The following is a 17,039-nucleotide window of genomic DNA, read 5'->3' as shown; positions in this document are numbered from 1 at the left end:
TTAATGATAAATAAGTGCTGTTTTCTTAACTTTGTGAAGTGGTAAAGAGTGTAGAGTTTTTTAATGTTAAATCTTTATCGTTAAATGATTTGATGTCAATAAGGATTTTAATCATCATATCTTTATTGTTGGTTTCTGTATAGTAATCCAAAATAAAGTTTTGAATAAGTGGAATATCTTCGTATACATTGTTCTGCAAGAGTGACTGATAATACAAAATGATATTTTTTTCAAAATCAACATTTTGTTTTTGAATACGAGCACTTATAGCTTGCAAAAAAGGCTTGTAAAAATCGTCTGCATATTCTAAATGAGATTCTATATAATCTAAACATTTTAGATACTCATTCTGTTTGTAATATGAATAGGGTATGAAATAACATAAATCACAAGATGGATCTTTGTTTTCGATTGCCAAGTTTGTGTATTTTATACATTCACTGTATTGACAGTTTAATAGATAGCACCAAGCTAGACTGTGGTGTATTTTTGGAACATGTTCTTTGTTTGTTTGATTGATATCACTTAATAATTCCTTTAATTTAGCTGTTGCAAAATCATATAATCCCATACTAATTAAGCAATTACATTGTGAAAAATCAATGTAGAACAGAGTAGTATAGTTATTTAGTCGATTAAAGATATTTCTAGCTTTTTCACAATATGAATAAGCTAAAGCTACACGATTAGTACGAGCGCATAAACTGATTAGTTGAAAAAGAGAATATGCATATACTTTAGAATTACTTGAAGATAGTTCTAAAGATTTGTTTAAGTAATTTTCAGCAATGAAAATGGAAACACTTTTTCGCTTGTAGTATATGCCTAGCAAACAGTAAAAGATGGATATGTTAGCTAGTGATAATGCGTCTAAATTTGATTCGACTAATTCTCTAATATATTCTATTTGTGTATTATTATTGCTAATACGCATATGATAGTGTAATTCTATGATTTTAAAAACAAAATAAGCACTAGAATTTTCATAGATATTAGTATTTTCCACTGCTTTTTTTAAAATATCGGATTCTTTTGTCTGGTTAGCAAAAAATAAAGCTTTAAAGGCTTCGTTAAGAATATCACATGCTTCATCATACAGTTGTTGATTTTCATCGAATGAAATATCATAGAAATTACTTAATTGTTGTATAGTTCCATTTGGAAAATTTCTCTTCCCATTTTCTAGATCGCTTAAGAAACCTTTGTTCATCCGAATTGAATCTGCAACATATGCTAAAGATAGACCGTCATTTATTCTGTGGTTTCGAAAAAATCCACCAATATTATTTATTTTATGTTGTGACTTTGGAATTTGCTTGACAAATGGCATAAGATTATCACCTCATTGCAATAATAATATCACAAATACATGGCAGTAATGTTAGTTATTTGTTTTTAAGATTAATTAAGTTTACACAGTTAGCGATTATGCTTGTGACAATTGCTTTTTCGTCTAAATTTAAATTTCGTAATTCTTTTAAAGAACTATAGTTCTCTACTAGCAGTGATTCAAAAGCACTTGTAGTATCTGGTGTAGCCTTGTTTTCAGTTCTACCAAGTATATAATCAGTAGATACATTAAAATAGTCTGCTAATGTGCATAATTCATATATTTCAATTTTCCTTACTATCCAAAGAAGCAAAAGCACTACGCCGGATATTAAAGTATTAAGAAGTCAGATCAAGAGTCTAGACTATATAAGAAAACGTTCATCAAAGTATAGAGAGTATAATAAACAGTTAGAACAGAAAAGGAATTTAGATAAACAAAGAGCTTGAGTAAATAAGGATTTACCCAAGCTTTAATTAATGATAAATAAGTGCGATTTTCTTAACTTTGTGAAGTGGTAAAGAGTGTAGAGCTTTTTAATGTTAAATCTTTATCGTTAAATGATTTGATGTCAATAAGGATTTTGATCATCATATCTTTATTGTTGGTTTCTGTATAGTAATCCAAAATAAAGTTTTGAATAAGTGGAATATCTTCGTATACATTGTTCTGCAAGAGTGACTGATAATACAAAATGATATTTTTTTCAAAATCAACATTTTGTTTTTGAATACGAGCACTTATAGCTTGCAAAAAAGGCTTGTAAAAATTGTCTGCATATTCTAAATGAGATTCTATATAATCTAAACATTTTAGATACTCATTCTGTTTGTAATATGAATAGGGTATGAAATAACATAAAGCACAAGATGGATCTTTGTTTTCAATTGCTAGATTTGTGTATTTTATACATTCACTATATTGACAGTTTAATAAATAGCACCAAGCTAAACTATGATAAATGGTTGAAATATATTTATTACTAGATTGGTCAATATTGTTTAGCAATTCAGTTAGCTTTTGAATTGAGTTTTCATAGAGTCCTAAGTTTGTTAAACAATTACATTGAAAAAAATCAATAAAAAACATTGTTGTATAGTTTTGTAATCGATTGAAAATGCTTCTGGATTTTTCGCAATATGTATATGCTAACGCAGATCTGTTTGTTTCAGCATATATACTAATTAGTTCAAATGTGCAAAGTGCAGCGATGTCAGGAATATTTGAAGATAAAGACAAACATTTTTTAAAGTACTTTTCAGCCACAAAATTTGTAGATGGATTTCTTTTATAATAAATACCTAAAATACAATAAAAGATTGATAAATCTTTGGAATTAATGGCATCTAAATTAGACTCGATTAATTTTTTTGCATCATTAATAAAGGTTTCATTACAATTAAATCGTATTAGATAAAAAAGATTTAAAAGATTAAATAAAAAAAATCCACTGCTATTTTCATATATGTCTCGTTTACTTAAAATTAATTCCAGTAATTGTTTCTCTTTAAAAGTATTGGAATTACATAGAGCGTGAAATATTTCATCAATATTATTTTCTAATTCTATGTAAAATTTAAGAGAATCATCGAATTTTAAGTTATAAAAATCATTTAATTGATTAATGGTTCCATCAGGAAAATTTCTCTTCCCATTTTCTAGATCGCTTAAGAAACCTTTGTTCATCCGAATTGAATCTGCGACGTATGTTAGTGAAAGCCCATCAATAATTCTTTGATGTCTAAAATATGCACCTGTCAAATTTAAATTTTCTGTATAGATTGGAATTTTATGTTTATATGGCATAAAAGCATCACCTCAGTGGATTAATAGTAACATAAAGTGATATGTATTTCTTGTTTTATTCTATTTTCCAAACGTAATTTTTTAACATTATTCTTCATATTATAATTTTAGTATTTTAAAACCATTTATATACCTATCGATTGGACCAGCACACATTTATAATAGGTATTGATACGCATATAAAGTGTAGCAATCATATAGTTAGTAAACATACGAAAGTTGAATTTAGATTAGTTGTTTATATAATATGGAAAGGTGATGATTGATGGAAAACATTATAGAAATTACGAATGTACGGAAAATATACCGCACATACCAGAAAAAGAGTGGGTTAAAAAATATGATTAAAAATATTATTTATCCTGACTTTAAAGATTTTATAGCTGTGGATGATATGAGTTTTTGTATACGTAAAGGTGATATTGTTGGCTATATTGGACCAAATGGTGCCGGAAAAAGTACCACAATAAAAATGTTAACAGGAATCTTGATGCCAAATAGTGGAATGATTAAAGTGTTTGGAAAAGATCCTTTAAAGTACAGAAAGGAAAACTCTAAACATATTGGGGTTGTTTTTGGTCAGAAGAGTCAGCTTTGGTGGGATATTCCTGCTATAGAAAGTTTAGAACTGTTAAAAGAGATTTATAAAGTTCCAGATTGTGATTTTAAAGATAGAGTAGAAAAATATGCTGATATGCTGCAGGTAAAAGAATTTTTGAATTTGCCAGTAAGGCAGATGAGTTTGGGGCAAAGAATGAAGTGTGATTTAATTGCGGCATTGATACATGATCCATCCATATTGTTTTTAGATGAACCAACTATTGGTTTGGATGTGGCAACAAAGGATAGACTAAGAGCATTTATTTTGGAGTTAAATAGAACAAAGAAGGTAACTGTATTTTTGACAACACATGATATGCAGGATGTGGAAAAATTATGTAATCGAGTAATTTTAATTAATCATGGGCGAATGTTATATGATGGGGATTTAGAAAGTGTAAAGGAAAAATATATACGGTATCGAAATTTAAAAGTTGTATTTAATAAGACGTATTCTATTGATGAATTAAAGTTTTTAAAAGATTTTCAAGATTTCCGTATACAAAATTTAGATGATAAAACTATGCTGATTCAATACAATTACAAACTTTATTCGGTTACAGATATTGTGAGTTGCTTATTAAAAAATACAGAGGTTGCAGACTTTTCAATCAAGGACCTAGAAATAGAAGATGTAATTAAAGAGGTATGTTAATATGTATCGTGTTTTATGGGCTTATTTAAAACAACAATATTCATCTTTAACAGCTTATAAATCTGCTTTTTGCATGACATTAGTCAATGTGTTTATACGAATCTATGCCTATGCAATGTTATGGATGACATTATATAAGCAGAATGCTTCTTTGTTTGGAAATATTGATCTAAATCAAATGCTGCTTTATAGTATATTTTCAATATCTTTATCACAGGCATTTACTTGGTGGGATGGTCCACATATTTATGTGGAAGAAAATATAAAAAATGGAAGAATTATATGTGATTTACTCAAGCCAATGGAATTACAAACACAATTGTTTTTGAGAACTCTTTCTTCAACGGTGGTTAATCTTTGCATTTTCACAATTCCTTCTTTTTTAATATCAACTTGGTTTTTTAAACTAGAGCTAAATGTGAATATCATTGGAGCTATAATCACTTTCGTGCTTGGCTTTTTATTGTTGTTTTCAATGAATTATATTTTATCTTTAATTTGTTTTTTAAGTCTTGATCTAGAAGGATATCTCTATATTTTTCATGCCCTGATTGCATTTTGTTCAGGACAAGTGGTTCCTTTATGGTTTTATCCGGATTTTCTTTTAAGAATAATAAACTGGTTACCTTTTAAATATGTATTTTACGAGCCATTGCTTCTTTTTATTCGAAATGGCAATCTTTTTCAAACCGTTTGTTTTCAAGTGATTTGGATTTTTATATTATCTTTGATTGGACGCTTTATGTGGAAATGTGTATCGAAGAAAATCATTGTACAAGGAGGTTAGGGTATGGAAAGTGTTCAACTATATTTTGATCTAATAAAAGCGGGCTTAAAACGATTTGCTGAATATCGTTCAAGTTTTATTGCAGGATTCTTCGGACTTATCATGATCAACGGGTCTTCTATTCTCTTGATCTGGGTCATGTTGAAAAACTTTCATACACTAAATGAATGGACTTTTTGGCAGATAGTTTTTAATTATTGTTTATTCTTATCTTGTTTAGGATTTCATAATACTTTTTTTAGACATATTAGTGATTTAGAGAATCATATTGTGAATGGAACATTTGATCGGTTCCTATTAAGACCAGTGAGTCCTCTTTTACAATTAGCATCTGAAAAAATTAGTATTACAGATTTATGTGATTTCACAACGGGAATGATTGGAGCTTTATTTGCGGCAAAAATGTTACATATCCAAATTACAGTTGGTTTTATGTTTGGATTTATAGTCTCAATTATAAATGGAGTGTATGTATTTACCGCAATTCTTTTTTCAGTAAGTTGTATATCTTTTTGGACCATGAAATCAAAATCTATTTTATATAGTACAAATGAAATACAGGAAAGTGTACAACATTATCCAATAAGTATATTTAATAAAGCATTTAAGTTTATTGTTACGGTACTATTACCGTATGGTTTGGTAAATTATTATCCATCTTTAATTCTGTTAAATAAAGTGAATGTGCATTGGGTGTATGTCATTATGATTGCTTTAGTCGACATGATTTATGGCGTGATAGGAGCCTTTTTATGGCGAAGAGGACTGAAAAGATATAATGGTTCAGGTTCTTAGAAAGTAGGTGATGAATATGGATGATAGACTAAATCATGAACAAAAAATGTTTTCAAAAACAAATTGGGAATTTACCAAAAAAATTGTGGAAAGTATTTGAATAATATACACAAAGGAGGTGCGTCATGATTTTAATGGTAAATGGGTTGTGTAAATCAATAAACAAAGTAAATATTTTAAAAGATATCTCTTTCAGTATTAATGAAAATGAAATATTAGGATTGATTGGGCCAAACGGTTCCGGTAAATCTACCATAATGAAGTGTATTGCTGGTTTATATCACCCAACTTCAGGTGAAATAACAATTAATGGATATGACATAGATAAAGACCGGGTAAATGCTTTATCTAACATGGGTGTTAGTATAGAATATCCAGCTTTTTATCCCAATCTTACAGGTAAGGATCATTTTAAAATGGTCGCAAAATGGAAAAAACTGGATAAAAGCAGAATTAAAGAAATGGAAGATTTTAGTGGCCTAAATAGTGGATTGAAAAAAGAAGTTAGGCATTATTCCATGGGTATGAAACAACGCTTGATTTTATCGTTGGCAATGATGACCAAGCCCAAACTGCTTATATTGGATGAGCCGACAAATGGATTGGATCCACAGGCTATTATTGATTTAAGAAAGAAACTTCTGGATATACGTAATGATGGTACAAGTATTCTTTTATCGAGTCATCAATTAAGTGAAGTAGATAAGTTAGTAGATCGAATTATTTTTATAAAAGATGGTCAGCTTATTGCACATAAGACAATAGACGAGCTTCATCAAAAACATATTTCGTGTATCAAAACTTCAGATAATCAATGTGCACAAAAGATTTTAAAAGACTATATTGTAACGAATGATAATGAATATATAAGATTAGAATGTGGTTCAGATAATGATTTTTCTAACGTAATCAACTTATTGGTTAAAAATAATATTTCTATTTATTCAATTGAAGACAAAGGAGAAGGTCTAGAGAAATATTATCAAAACTTGTACCAAGGATAAGCATATGAAAACGTTGATTTATAATGAAATCCGTATTTTCTTTTCAAAAAGAAATATAGGCATTTTTATCATAGGATGTCTTTCTATGATTGTGATTTTTTGTTTTTACTTTGTGCCAAAGCACAATAATTTTATTTCGAGTCAAGTTCATTATTACGAGCAAATGGTGACTTCAGATGCAACCAGATCTAAAATAATAACAGAGCAGATCAATAGGATGAAAGAAATTGGTGAAGACACAGAAAAACTAGAAAAATCCAGAGATTTTTGGCAGGCAGATTTAGAAAATTGCAGATTGGTGTCTTATAATCTTGAACATGAAGACGCACATTGTATTGCTGAAACAATGATAAAAAGAGATAAGCTCCTTCAAAAAGTGATTGATGAAGGTGGAGATCTTTCATCATATTCAATCATGCTGCGTAATGATGAAAGAGATCTAAAAAATCGAATCAAACTTCAAGATATGTACATGAAAAATCGATTCTACGATTTTGTATACGAAAAAATGCCAACAGCATATTATATGTTATCTAATTTTTTTGTTTTTGGTGGGATCCCAATTATTGTAATACTTGCATGTGTAATATTATCTAATTTTGACTGCTGGTCTAAAGATTTTGAATCAAATACTTATAAGTTACTGTTCACAATGACGGGTTCAAGAGCGAAGATTTATTTATCAAGAACAATTGTAACATCAATAACTACAATGATTATGAGTTTGATGATGATCAGTATTTTATTTGTATTAGGATATTTCACTTATGGCTTAGGAGACGAAGTGTTTGTTATAGTTAAAAACACATTCGTGCCTATTAGCATGTGGTGCATGAATAATTTAATGATAACAATCGTATTACTAGCTTTTCTATCAACTATGATTCAAGTGCTTTCACTTTTTACAAAAAACAGTGGTATAAGTCTATTAGTTCCTTGTCTATGTCTGCTCGTTTTATTAACAGACATTAATTTATTTAGTTCTATCTTCTCAATAAATTCTTTGATTCTTTGGATTATTATTTTATTAATCGTAATCATTCATTTTTGTATGGTTAAATATTTAGAAAGAATCGATCTAAATGGGGCAAATTAGGAGAAAAAGATATGGAATATGAGATGAAAAGTATTTTAAGGAGCAAAGCTAGCTTAGTGTGCTTATTGATCTTTTTGATAGTAAATATGTTTTCAATGAACTTTTTAAACCTGGAGAATGATGTAGAAAGGAATATCATTTATAATGAGCAATTGATTGTAGAGAGTCAAAACTCAATTTCTCAAATCGATATTATAAAAAAACAATTGGGTGAAAAAATAAAACCTGAACAGGTTGAAGTGTTAAATAATTATAAAGAATATTTAAATTGGAAGAGTAAAAATGCGAATGAAGCAATTGATTGTCTAAAAAAAGAGGGCGTTAAAGGATTTGAAAATTATCCGGATATAAAGAAGTATGACTTGTGGAATCAAATGTTTGAAATGGATTGTTTCGCAAAAACGGATAAGCAGTTAAGTCAAGTGGTGTTTAAAGATGAACTTGCTAAAATAGGATATCCTGATATATCTTTTGATGCATCATTATTAAATGATATGCAAAAGTTCTTTAACCGAGATTATGAAGATGCATATCATCATACCTATATGAATCTTCAGAATGCATTTCATGAAATAGCAACGGCAAACAATAAAAATATATTGAATATTGCGCAAGGTCCATGGGCGTATTTGTGCCGCCAATTACGTCTAGGGAGTCTATTTTCATTAATGGCTATTCCAATTGGTGTTTTTTATACATTAATTGTTATTTGGCAGCAAAAGCAAAGTAAAAGTTTTGAGTTATATTATTTGAATTCAAAAAGCTCAAACAGATTTTTACTATCAAGAATTATAGAAATAGGAATCAGTTATACCCTGATAATATTTATCTCTTTATTTGTTCCTGCGCTGATTCTAGGATTTCGACATGGATTTGATGGGCTAAACTCATATATGTTGATTGACTGGAATAATTTTGTTGGCTTTAAAACAAATCTGACTTCTTACAATTATGGATATGCATATTCTATGTTTTATGAGCACCTTATTTCGATGGATAATTATATGCCTATTAATATGGAGAATACATATATTTTTATTCCTTTAATTCTATCTTTGGGGTTAGGAATGATGAAAATAATATTTACAGTAACTTTAGGATTGTTGTGTTCAATTTCTGTCAGAAAATCATGGATCAGTTATGCATTAGGATTGTTCGTTGTGCTTATTCACATATATTCTCAACAAATAACATATTCAATCGAATTCTTTCCTATGTTAAATCCATTTAGCATTCTTGCCAGTCTAACTGTAATAGTAGGAAATGGAACACAGACATCACTAAATGCAATATTAATGTTAGTAGTATGGTCTATTCTAATGTATTGTGCAACCTTGGTGATATTTAATAAAAGTGATGTAAAATAGATGATAACAAAATGAATTATTACCCATTCTGCATATGACGGAAAAATGGTGCGCGTGTAGCGCACCATCAGTGTATCTGTAGCGGTCAACCGGTGTATGATCATAAAATCTAAGCTTTTAGAAATATTATATAAATTTTAACTCGGCATTTAACTCGGCATGCCGAGTTAAATCATTCACTATTTTTTTACTAATTTATAATTAGCATATCTACCGGTTCTATCGTTTTGAATAATATTCTCTTTTTTTAATTTTTCAATTGTTCTTCGTGCTTGATTATCATTATAGCCACAAAGTTCCTGAATATTTGCACGAGTAATATTTTCCTCTTTTTCTAAATACTCAATAATCAAACGTTTAGCCTTCAAATATTGAATTGTATGATCTTGTGTATACTCAATTCCGGATTTCAACGAATCGTAAACACGTGCCGTTAACATATATTGATTTCCTACAGTTTCTAATAAGGAAAAATGTTGTAGACGATTCAAAGCATTTCGTGCTTCATCCTCTGTAACCTGAGTTAATTCAACCGCTTTTCTAAAAATAATACTCCTATTATCTTTTACAAAACGCAATATCATTAATTCTGCTAAGGAAAAAGCAATTTGTTTTGATTCTTGTTCTTTAATAATAAATTTTACAAAATCAATATCTTCTGTTGAACTGTAAATAGTCAATTGCACAGAATCATTATAATGCCTATATATAGGGTAAGGTTTTCCCATTGAAACTGTCTCTTTATAAATAATATCGACACCTTGTCCTGTTCGTTGAACATATTTTAATCTTTGAAGTGTTTCTGCAATTAGTTTATTTCTAGGTGAAGAAGCATGCGTAATTATATTATTTTCAGTTATACCATCTAGAAACCCTCCTGGATTTTCAATTAGTATGTGACCTGGATATTGTTTTACATATATAGAAGCCATGCTTTCATAATCACGATGGCTAAGTGCATTTAAAAGTGCTTCTTGAAATACCTTTTCAGAATAATCGGCAACTTCCATTCGAAATAATCCAATTTGAATATTCAATATTTTATTATCATTTTGTATTTTTTCAGTTAATCTATCTAAGATAGTAATAATCGGTTGTTTTAAATCAAGGCGCGTATTGTATTCGATATCACTCTCATTTTTATACTTTAAATAAATAACTTCCGCTTGAGGTAAAAACTTTTTAATAGAAGTTTTTTTCCAACGAACAACAATCCAGCGATAGTTAAATGAACAGTGCCTTCTTCATAAATGATTAAACCTAAATCCTTCAAAAAAGCCATATCATCCATGTCTGGTAATGTGGAAGTTCTATCTCTTAATCTTAGTTTTTCTTTAAGTTTATATATCTCCAACAGATCAATATCTAAATCACTACTTTCGGTAATTACTTTACTAGAAAAATCAGAATTATATTCAGTAGAATAACGATTACTAAGTTCTTCTGGATACCATGGCCTGTTATTCTTTCCAAGGCGTTTTAAACATCTTCCATCAGTAGTCGTATGAATTAAACCATCATTATCTACATGTAAAGCAATAACTTGTTTACCTTTATAAGGGATTTCTTCAGCTTCAACAAATAATGGAGGTCTAGTTTTATCGTAAACAGCATCTAAAATATTTTGGATGCTATAAGGACCAATACAACCTGTTACTTCTCCTTTAATTAATGATAAATAAGTGCGATTTTCTTAACTTTGTGAAGTGGTAAAGAGTGTAGAACTTTTTAATGTTAAATCTTTATCGTTAAATGATTTGATGTCAATAAGGATTTTGATCATCATATCTTTATTGTTGGTTTCTGTATAGTAATCCAAAATAAAGTTTTGAATAAGTGGAATATCTTCGTACACATTGTTCTGCAAGAGTGACTGATAATACAAAATGATATTTTTTTCAAAATCAACATTTTGTTTTTGAGTACGAGTACTTATAGCTTGCAAAAAAGGCTTGTAAAAATCGTCTGCATATTCTAAATGAGATTCTATATAATCTAAACATTTTAGATATTCATTCTGTTTGTAATATGAATAGGGTATGAAATAACATAAATCACAAGATGGATCTTTATTTTCAATTGCTAGATTTGTGTATTTTATACATTCATCATAATTCTTACTTAATAAAGCATTCCAAGCTAGATTATGATAAATTTGGTCTGTTTTGTAACTTAAGTAATCGTTGTTTGCCGAAGATAATATCTTTAATAATTTTTCTTTAGATTCATTGTAAAGACCTAAATTAGTAAGTGTTATACATTCGAACATATCAACGGTAATAATTCGACTATAGTTATTGTGTTGCTTTAGTAACGCTTTACTGGATATGCATTTTTCATATGCAAGGATTGGCTGGTTTAGTTCTGCATAAACACTGATTAATTGGAAAATATTCATAGAATAAACGATGGAGGAGGAATTACACATCATATTTGATTTTAAAAAATATTCAAGTGCTATATGGTTGGAGGCCACATCTCTTTTATAAAAAATTCCTAATAAAGAATAGTAAATTGAGATTTCATCAGATTGTAAACAGTTTAAATTTTGATTTAATAAAGCTTCAATTTCTTTTATTTTACTATTATTTTTTTCGATTCTTAAATAGTAAAATAATTGAACGATTTTAAAGGTAAAATAAGCATATGAATTTATTATGTTATTCTCAGATTCTTGAATTATTTTATAAATATCTAAGATTGATTGTTGCCTTTCAAAGAAAAAGTTTTCAAATATTTCATATAGATATTTTCTTGAAAGAATATATAAATCATAATTTGTATTAAAGTTTGTGTTCAAAATAGAATCTATTTGTTTACACAGGCCATCGGGAAAATGTCTTTTACCATTTTCTAAATCACTTAAAAATCCTTTGTTCATTCTTAATTCTTTTGCCAAACAAGAAAGAGAAATATTTTGCTTAGTACGCTGAATCCTATAATATGCACCTGCTAATCTTTCAATAGGAACAGAAAGATTGAGTGTATTTTGCTTTATTTGAAATGGCATAAATAAAAGACCTCCTTTTGGAGGTTATTATCACATGTAATGTGATTTGGTTCAAGAATTTAAAAACATTTTGCTTTTGTATTTTTCGTATATATGTAGGAATGAAAAGTAAATTTGAAGAAAGTTACAGTTAGTAAACATGGGAGCATTTACAGAGTTTTGGTTTAGTTTTATAATGAATTCTCAAATTTGAAAAGAGGTATGTATGATAGAGAAGAGAGATTATTTTCAGTTATTACTGCATTTTTTATTGATTGTTGTATTATCCTTAATTCAAATAATATACCCAATTTTTGTTTCTGAGATACTGACAGTTCAATCAACGGTGAATAGTGTTTTTGTGATTGTATGTAGTTTGATTGTTGGAAAAATGATTGTTAATATATGTGATTTGATTTTAAGTGGATCTATGTATTGGAATTTTTTCAAAAGGCTAAGAATGAAATTGATACATAATCTGATTTATATGGACTATGAGGATATTTTGAAAAGGAGTGTTGGTGAATTAACACAAACAGTAGAAAATGATAGTTCTCAAGTTATTGAATTTTATTTAGTGTTTCTAATGACTTTATTGAAAGATATTTTATTTCTTTTAGGGGTGGTATGTATCGCATTTATAAAGTCATGGATAATAGGTGTTTCGCTTATTGTTATGTTAATTTTTCTTTTTATTGTTTTTCGTTGGATTAATAAAGTTTCTGAAGTTAAGTGGGCACAAACCAAACAAGCTTATCAAAATTTATTTGATATGTTTTCAATGTGTTATTTAATGATGACAGAATTGAAAAAAATTAATAGGGAATCTTATTTGGAAAAGAAGTTAAATACATTCATTCGATTTGCTTTTAAATCAGATTTAATTTCTGGATTTATATCTTATCAATTGTGGATTTCTACGATCTTTAGTTTTGGTATGATTAAATTTATAGTTTTATTGATTGGATGTACACAAAATATAAATTTAAGTTTTATTTATTTGTTTGTTTATTATATTGATTTATTAGATGACCCGATTTATGAATTACGTACGCAAATGGAGAATATTCCATCCGCAAAGAAAGCGCAAGAAAGAGTATTCGCATTGTTGAAAATTAAGAGTAAGTTACATTTTGGAACAAAATTATTGAATAGTAATATTTGCTGTATCGATTTGGATCATGTTCATTTTGGATACAATGAGAATCTTGTTTTGAAGGATTGTTCACTGCATTTTGAAAATGGAAATATATATGGGTTAATTGGTCCTAGTGGTAGTGGTAAATCAACATTAATTAACTTAATTGCACATTTATACGAGCCACAGTCAGGAACGATATACATAAACAACGTAGGATTGAATGAATATAAAGAAAAAGAAACGTTAAAGGAAATAGAGTATATTGGACAGAATGAAAAGAATATGAATCCATATGAAATCGTGGATCCATATCATAGATATAGTCGAGAAAAGATAGAAAACGACTTGGGCTATACATTGAATGATGAATTATCGAAAGGACAATTGCAGTATTTATACTTATATAAAGCATTAATGAGTAGTAAATCTGTAATTATATTGGATGAAATTTTTAGTTATGTGGATATGGATAAGATAAAAAATGCATTTTCTAAATTTAAAGAAATGAAAAAGATCATAATTGTAGTTACGCATGAAAAAGAAGTCATGCAATTTTGTGATTCGACTATATCCATGGAGGATTTGTAAATATGATTGATGTTATTAAATCGAGTAAACTGTACTTTTTTCTTGATGTTGTGATTTGGTTTGTTGCACATAATCTTCCTATTTTGATTGGATTATTGATTCAAACATACTTTGATGGGGATAATACAATCTTTATCGCTAGTTGCGTATGTGGTTTGGTGTTGATTCAAATAGTCTGTATTTTGATTGGTGCCAAAGTGGATATAACGGCTCAACATAAATGGGCAAACTTTATGTATAAAAAAGCTTATACTGCTATAGAACAATCTGAGATTGAAGCAAAACAGGGTGAATTTATAAATGCTTTGAATGAAGATGTGAACGAAATTGTTGGAACTATTTCATATATGATTGATACCGCATGTAACTTAATATATGGAATTATTGTGATTGTTATTTTAGGACATATTGATATAAGTTTAACTGCATTTGTTACTTTATTTCCAATCCTTGCGATTGGTTTAAATTCATTGATAAAAAAAAGTGTGGAGAAATATTCAATTCAATCAAAAGAATATAGTAATAGATTTTCTGAAGAATTGTTAAACTTATTAAACCATTCCAGAGAGATTCGAGTGAGCCGAAAAGAAGATGATTATTCTAACAGTCTGGATGAAATTGTAAATCAACAAAAATGTATTGAGTTAAAATTTTCTGTATTTAAAGGCTTATTTTCTACCTTTTCAAGTGCTGTAACCGATTGTAATTTGATAGTAACCATTTTTTGGTATATGCATTTCAAAACATTATCACCAGGGGCATATGTCTTGTTCATTACCTATTCATTTGATTTATCCTCTTTAGCTATTTATATGAGTACATTGATAGTTTCATTACAAAGTACGAAAGTATATATTCAAGATTTCTATAAGAAAATTGAAAATAAAAAAAGAAATAGAATTGTTATAGATGATCCTATATTGTCAAAAATAGAATATAATTCAATCAATGTTCTGGTTGGGAAAAATGGATCAGGAAAAAGTATGAGCTTAGAATATATAAATACCCAGTTGCCGGATTCTGTCATGTTACCAGAGAATTATCATTTAATGGATGTATCTAAAAAGGAAAATATTTGTTTAAATCAAGCTGTAGATTATGATAATTTATTTCTAGAAGACATTTTAAATGAACATGTTGGAAATGATAATTTGTCTGGAGGTCAACAATTTAGGATGGTATTAATGAGAACGCTATTAACCGATGCAAAAATCATCTTAATAGATAATAATTTTATGAGTGTGGATTCTAAACTTAGAAAAAAATATTTGAATATCTGAAGAAATCTGGAAAAACAATTGTTTTTACAGATCATTTGTATCGAAACGAATATAAAGAGTTTAGTGTAATAGAATTGTAAATAAAAATAGGAGACAATGTCATTAAGTTAAACAATATCTAAAGTTTATGAGTTATACATATAAAAGTGCCTTATATAAGGCACTTTTATATGCTTATAGGTTGTTTTGTTACTAAAATGATATTAATAATATAGAGAACTTGTTCCTGATGAGAAATTGAATGTGTATTTCTTTTATATTATATAATAAGATTTACTGGGCCATTTACTGGACCATTTACTGGAATTATTACTCTTCAGAGATAATATGGTATCTACCGTTTTTAGGTGATCCTATGAAATGGATAAGCTGTTTTTTTGACAACTTACGAATAATACTTTTTGCACTTTCATTTAAAGGATCGATTTATACACAAATTGAAGAAGCTGTAGATTTTGTATTGAGAAACATTCGACTCGGAGCAACAATCGACGGATTGGTGCGAAAAGAGAGATATGAGTTACCACCGGAAGCAATCAGAGAAATGATCATTAATGCCCATTGCCATCATAATCTGTTGGATGAATCTTGTATTCAGGTTGCAATTTATGATGACAGGTTGGAAGTGACATCTCCGGGAGGCTTATATAACGGATTGACTTATGAGGAAGTCATGAATGGTCATTCGAAAATTCGTAATAAAGGCATTGCCAATATATTTAGCCAAATGGGACTCGTTGAGGCATGGGGAAGTGGAATAAAAAGAATCCTGAACGCTGCTGAAGAGTATGGACTTTAGAAACCTAGATTTCAGGAGTTCGATAATATGTTTCGTGTAGAATTATTCCGTAATTTATTTCCGATGATGGAAGGAAGCAGAGGCATTGGAGAAGCATCGGAGAAACATCGGAGAAGTATCGGGAATAGAACAACAAATAGAACTTAACGATACGCAGAAAAAGATTATTAAACTGCTTTTGGAAGATAATCAATTATCGGCTATTAAACTGGCTGATAGAATAGGTATTGCCAGTCGAAATATAGAAAGTAATATTAAGAAATTAAAAGAGCTTGGTATTCTTATACGACATGGATCGCCGAAAAATGGTTATTGGGAAGTTACTTTGACATATTAATCTCAAAATAATGGATGTGGAAGAGTACTTAAATAGTGGCTTTTAAAAGAGAATACATGTGAAATAATTTAAACCATATTTAGATTTGCTTGTAGGTATCTAGCTGCTACCAAAATGATACCAATAAAAATAGTTAAGATATATAATACATGTTAATTGTATATAAATAGTGTAATTTGCGTATATATAGTAAACAATAATGTTTACGTTATAACTTTCTTTTCCGAGCTCGAATAATTCAATAAACATCAAAAATTCTTTATATAAGGCCTTTTTTATATGCCAATTTTGTCCGCGAGTACAAAATGAGTACATAAATTATTGGATCCTTAACTTTGTAAAAAATGTATAACTACAATTGATTTTTTAAATGAATAGTTGAAATTTCCTGTATTTATGGGAGATTTCAACTTTTTTATTGGGCGAATATATGATATAATAGAGTTACGCAGTATAACTATTTTT

General features: G+C 28.7%; 15 protein-coding genes. 10 read left to right on the top strand and 5 right to left on the bottom strand.

The window, feature by feature from the left end; translation table 11 throughout:
• Window positions 1-25: 25 nt before the first annotated feature.
• Window positions 26-1,330, bottom strand: coding sequence for a helix-turn-helix transcriptional regulator (locus EUBIFOR_RS07670; protein ID WP_003865435.1), 1,305 nt, complete (start codon window positions 1,328-1,330; stop codon window positions 26-28).
• Window positions 1,331-1,831: 501 nt separating this feature from the next.
• Complete coding sequence (locus EUBIFOR_RS07665) at window positions 1,832-3,136, bottom strand: helix-turn-helix domain-containing protein (protein WP_003865433.1); 1,305 nt, start codon at window positions 3,134-3,136, stop codon at window positions 1,832-1,834.
• Window positions 3,137-3,476: 340 nt separating this feature from the next.
• On the opposite strand from EUBIFOR_RS07665, the gene EUBIFOR_RS07660 reads away from it, so the two are divergent.
• From EUBIFOR_RS07660 to EUBIFOR_RS07635, 6 genes are all read left to right on the top strand, one after another.
• Window positions 3,477-4,391 carry an ABC transporter ATP-binding protein gene (locus EUBIFOR_RS07660; protein ID WP_147587405.1) on the top strand — a complete coding sequence of 305 codons (915 nt, stop codon included), beginning with the start codon at window positions 3,477-3,479 and terminating at the stop codon, window positions 4,389-4,391.
• Between the two features lies 1 nt (window position 4,392).
• Complete coding sequence (locus tag EUBIFOR_RS07655; RefSeq protein ID WP_003865431.1) at window positions 4,393-5,178, top strand: ABC transporter permease; 786 nt, start codon at window positions 4,393-4,395, stop codon at window positions 5,176-5,178.
• 3 nt (window positions 5,179-5,181) lie between these two features.
• On the top strand, window positions 5,182-5,973 hold the full coding sequence (locus EUBIFOR_RS07650; RefSeq protein WP_003865430.1) for an ABC transporter permease: 792 nt from the start codon (window positions 5,182-5,184) through the stop codon (window positions 5,971-5,973).
• Window positions 5,974-6,098: 125 nt separating this feature from the next.
• Complete coding sequence (locus EUBIFOR_RS07645; RefSeq protein ID WP_003865429.1) at window positions 6,099-6,977, top strand: ABC transporter ATP-binding protein; 879 nt, start codon at window positions 6,099-6,101, stop codon at window positions 6,975-6,977.
• An 85-nt stretch (window positions 6,978-7,062) separates the two neighbouring features.
• Window positions 7,063-8,073, top strand: coding sequence for an ABC transporter permease (locus tag EUBIFOR_RS07640; RefSeq protein ID WP_040466344.1), 1,011 nt, complete (start codon window positions 7,063-7,065; stop codon window positions 8,071-8,073).
• 23 nt (window positions 8,074-8,096) lie between these two features.
• The gene (locus EUBIFOR_RS07635; RefSeq protein WP_147587404.1) at window positions 8,097-9,440 is read left to right on the top strand and encodes an ABC transporter permease subunit; all 1,344 of its coding nucleotides are present in this window, start codon (window positions 8,097-8,099) and stop codon (window positions 9,438-9,440) included.
• Window positions 9,441-9,619: 179 nt separating this feature from the next.
• Here EUBIFOR_RS07635 and EUBIFOR_RS07630 read toward each other — a convergent pair whose 3' ends face one another.
• The 3 genes from EUBIFOR_RS07630 to EUBIFOR_RS07625 form a co-directional block, all read right to left on the bottom strand.
• The gene (locus EUBIFOR_RS07630; RefSeq protein WP_003865426.1) at window positions 9,620-10,450 is read right to left on the bottom strand and encodes an ATP-binding protein; all 831 of its coding nucleotides are present in this window, start codon (window positions 10,448-10,450) and stop codon (window positions 9,620-9,622) included.
• 137 nt (window positions 10,451-10,587) lie between these two features.
• Window positions 10,588-11,109, bottom strand: a complete 522-nt coding sequence (locus EUBIFOR_RS13555) for an ATP-binding protein (protein ID WP_374938189.1) — start codon at window positions 11,107-11,109, stop codon at window positions 10,588-10,590.
• A 24-nt stretch (window positions 11,110-11,133) separates the two neighbouring features.
• The gene (locus tag EUBIFOR_RS07625; RefSeq protein ID WP_003865424.1) at window positions 11,134-12,450 is read right to left on the bottom strand and encodes a helix-turn-helix domain-containing protein; all 1,317 of its coding nucleotides are present in this window, start codon (window positions 12,448-12,450) and stop codon (window positions 11,134-11,136) included.
• 205 nt (window positions 12,451-12,655) lie between these two features.
• On the opposite strand from EUBIFOR_RS07625, the gene EUBIFOR_RS07620 reads away from it, so the two are divergent.
• From EUBIFOR_RS07620 to EUBIFOR_RS07605, 4 genes are all read left to right on the top strand, one after another.
• Complete coding sequence (locus tag EUBIFOR_RS07620; RefSeq protein ID WP_003865423.1) at window positions 12,656-14,158, top strand: ATP-binding cassette domain-containing protein; 1,503 nt, start codon at window positions 12,656-12,658, stop codon at window positions 14,156-14,158.
• A gap of 2 nt (window positions 14,159-14,160) precedes the next feature.
• A complete protein-coding gene (locus EUBIFOR_RS07615) occupies window positions 14,161-15,438 on the top strand; it encodes an ABC transporter transmembrane domain-containing protein (protein ID WP_003865422.1) in 1,278 nt (425 codons plus the stop codon).
• Window positions 15,439-15,793: 355 nt separating this feature from the next.
• On the top strand, window positions 15,794-16,237 hold the full coding sequence (locus EUBIFOR_RS07610) for an ATP-binding protein (RefSeq protein ID WP_208853802.1): 444 nt from the start codon (window positions 15,794-15,796) through the stop codon (window positions 16,235-16,237).
• Window positions 16,238-16,322: 85 nt separating this feature from the next.
• Complete coding sequence (locus EUBIFOR_RS07605; RefSeq protein ID WP_003865420.1) at window positions 16,323-16,574, top strand: winged helix-turn-helix transcriptional regulator; 252 nt, start codon at window positions 16,323-16,325, stop codon at window positions 16,572-16,574.
• Window positions 16,575-17,039: the final 465 nt, after the last annotated feature.

The sequence above is a fragment of the Holdemanella biformis DSM 3989 genome (assembly GCF_000156655.1).
GTDB classification, from domain to species: domain Bacteria; phylum Bacillota_I; class Bacilli_A; order Erysipelotrichales; family Erysipelotrichaceae; genus Holdemanella; species Holdemanella biformis.
The sequence above is the reverse complement of the archived record's forward strand: the minus strand, read 5'-3'. Positions and strand labels throughout refer to the sequence as shown.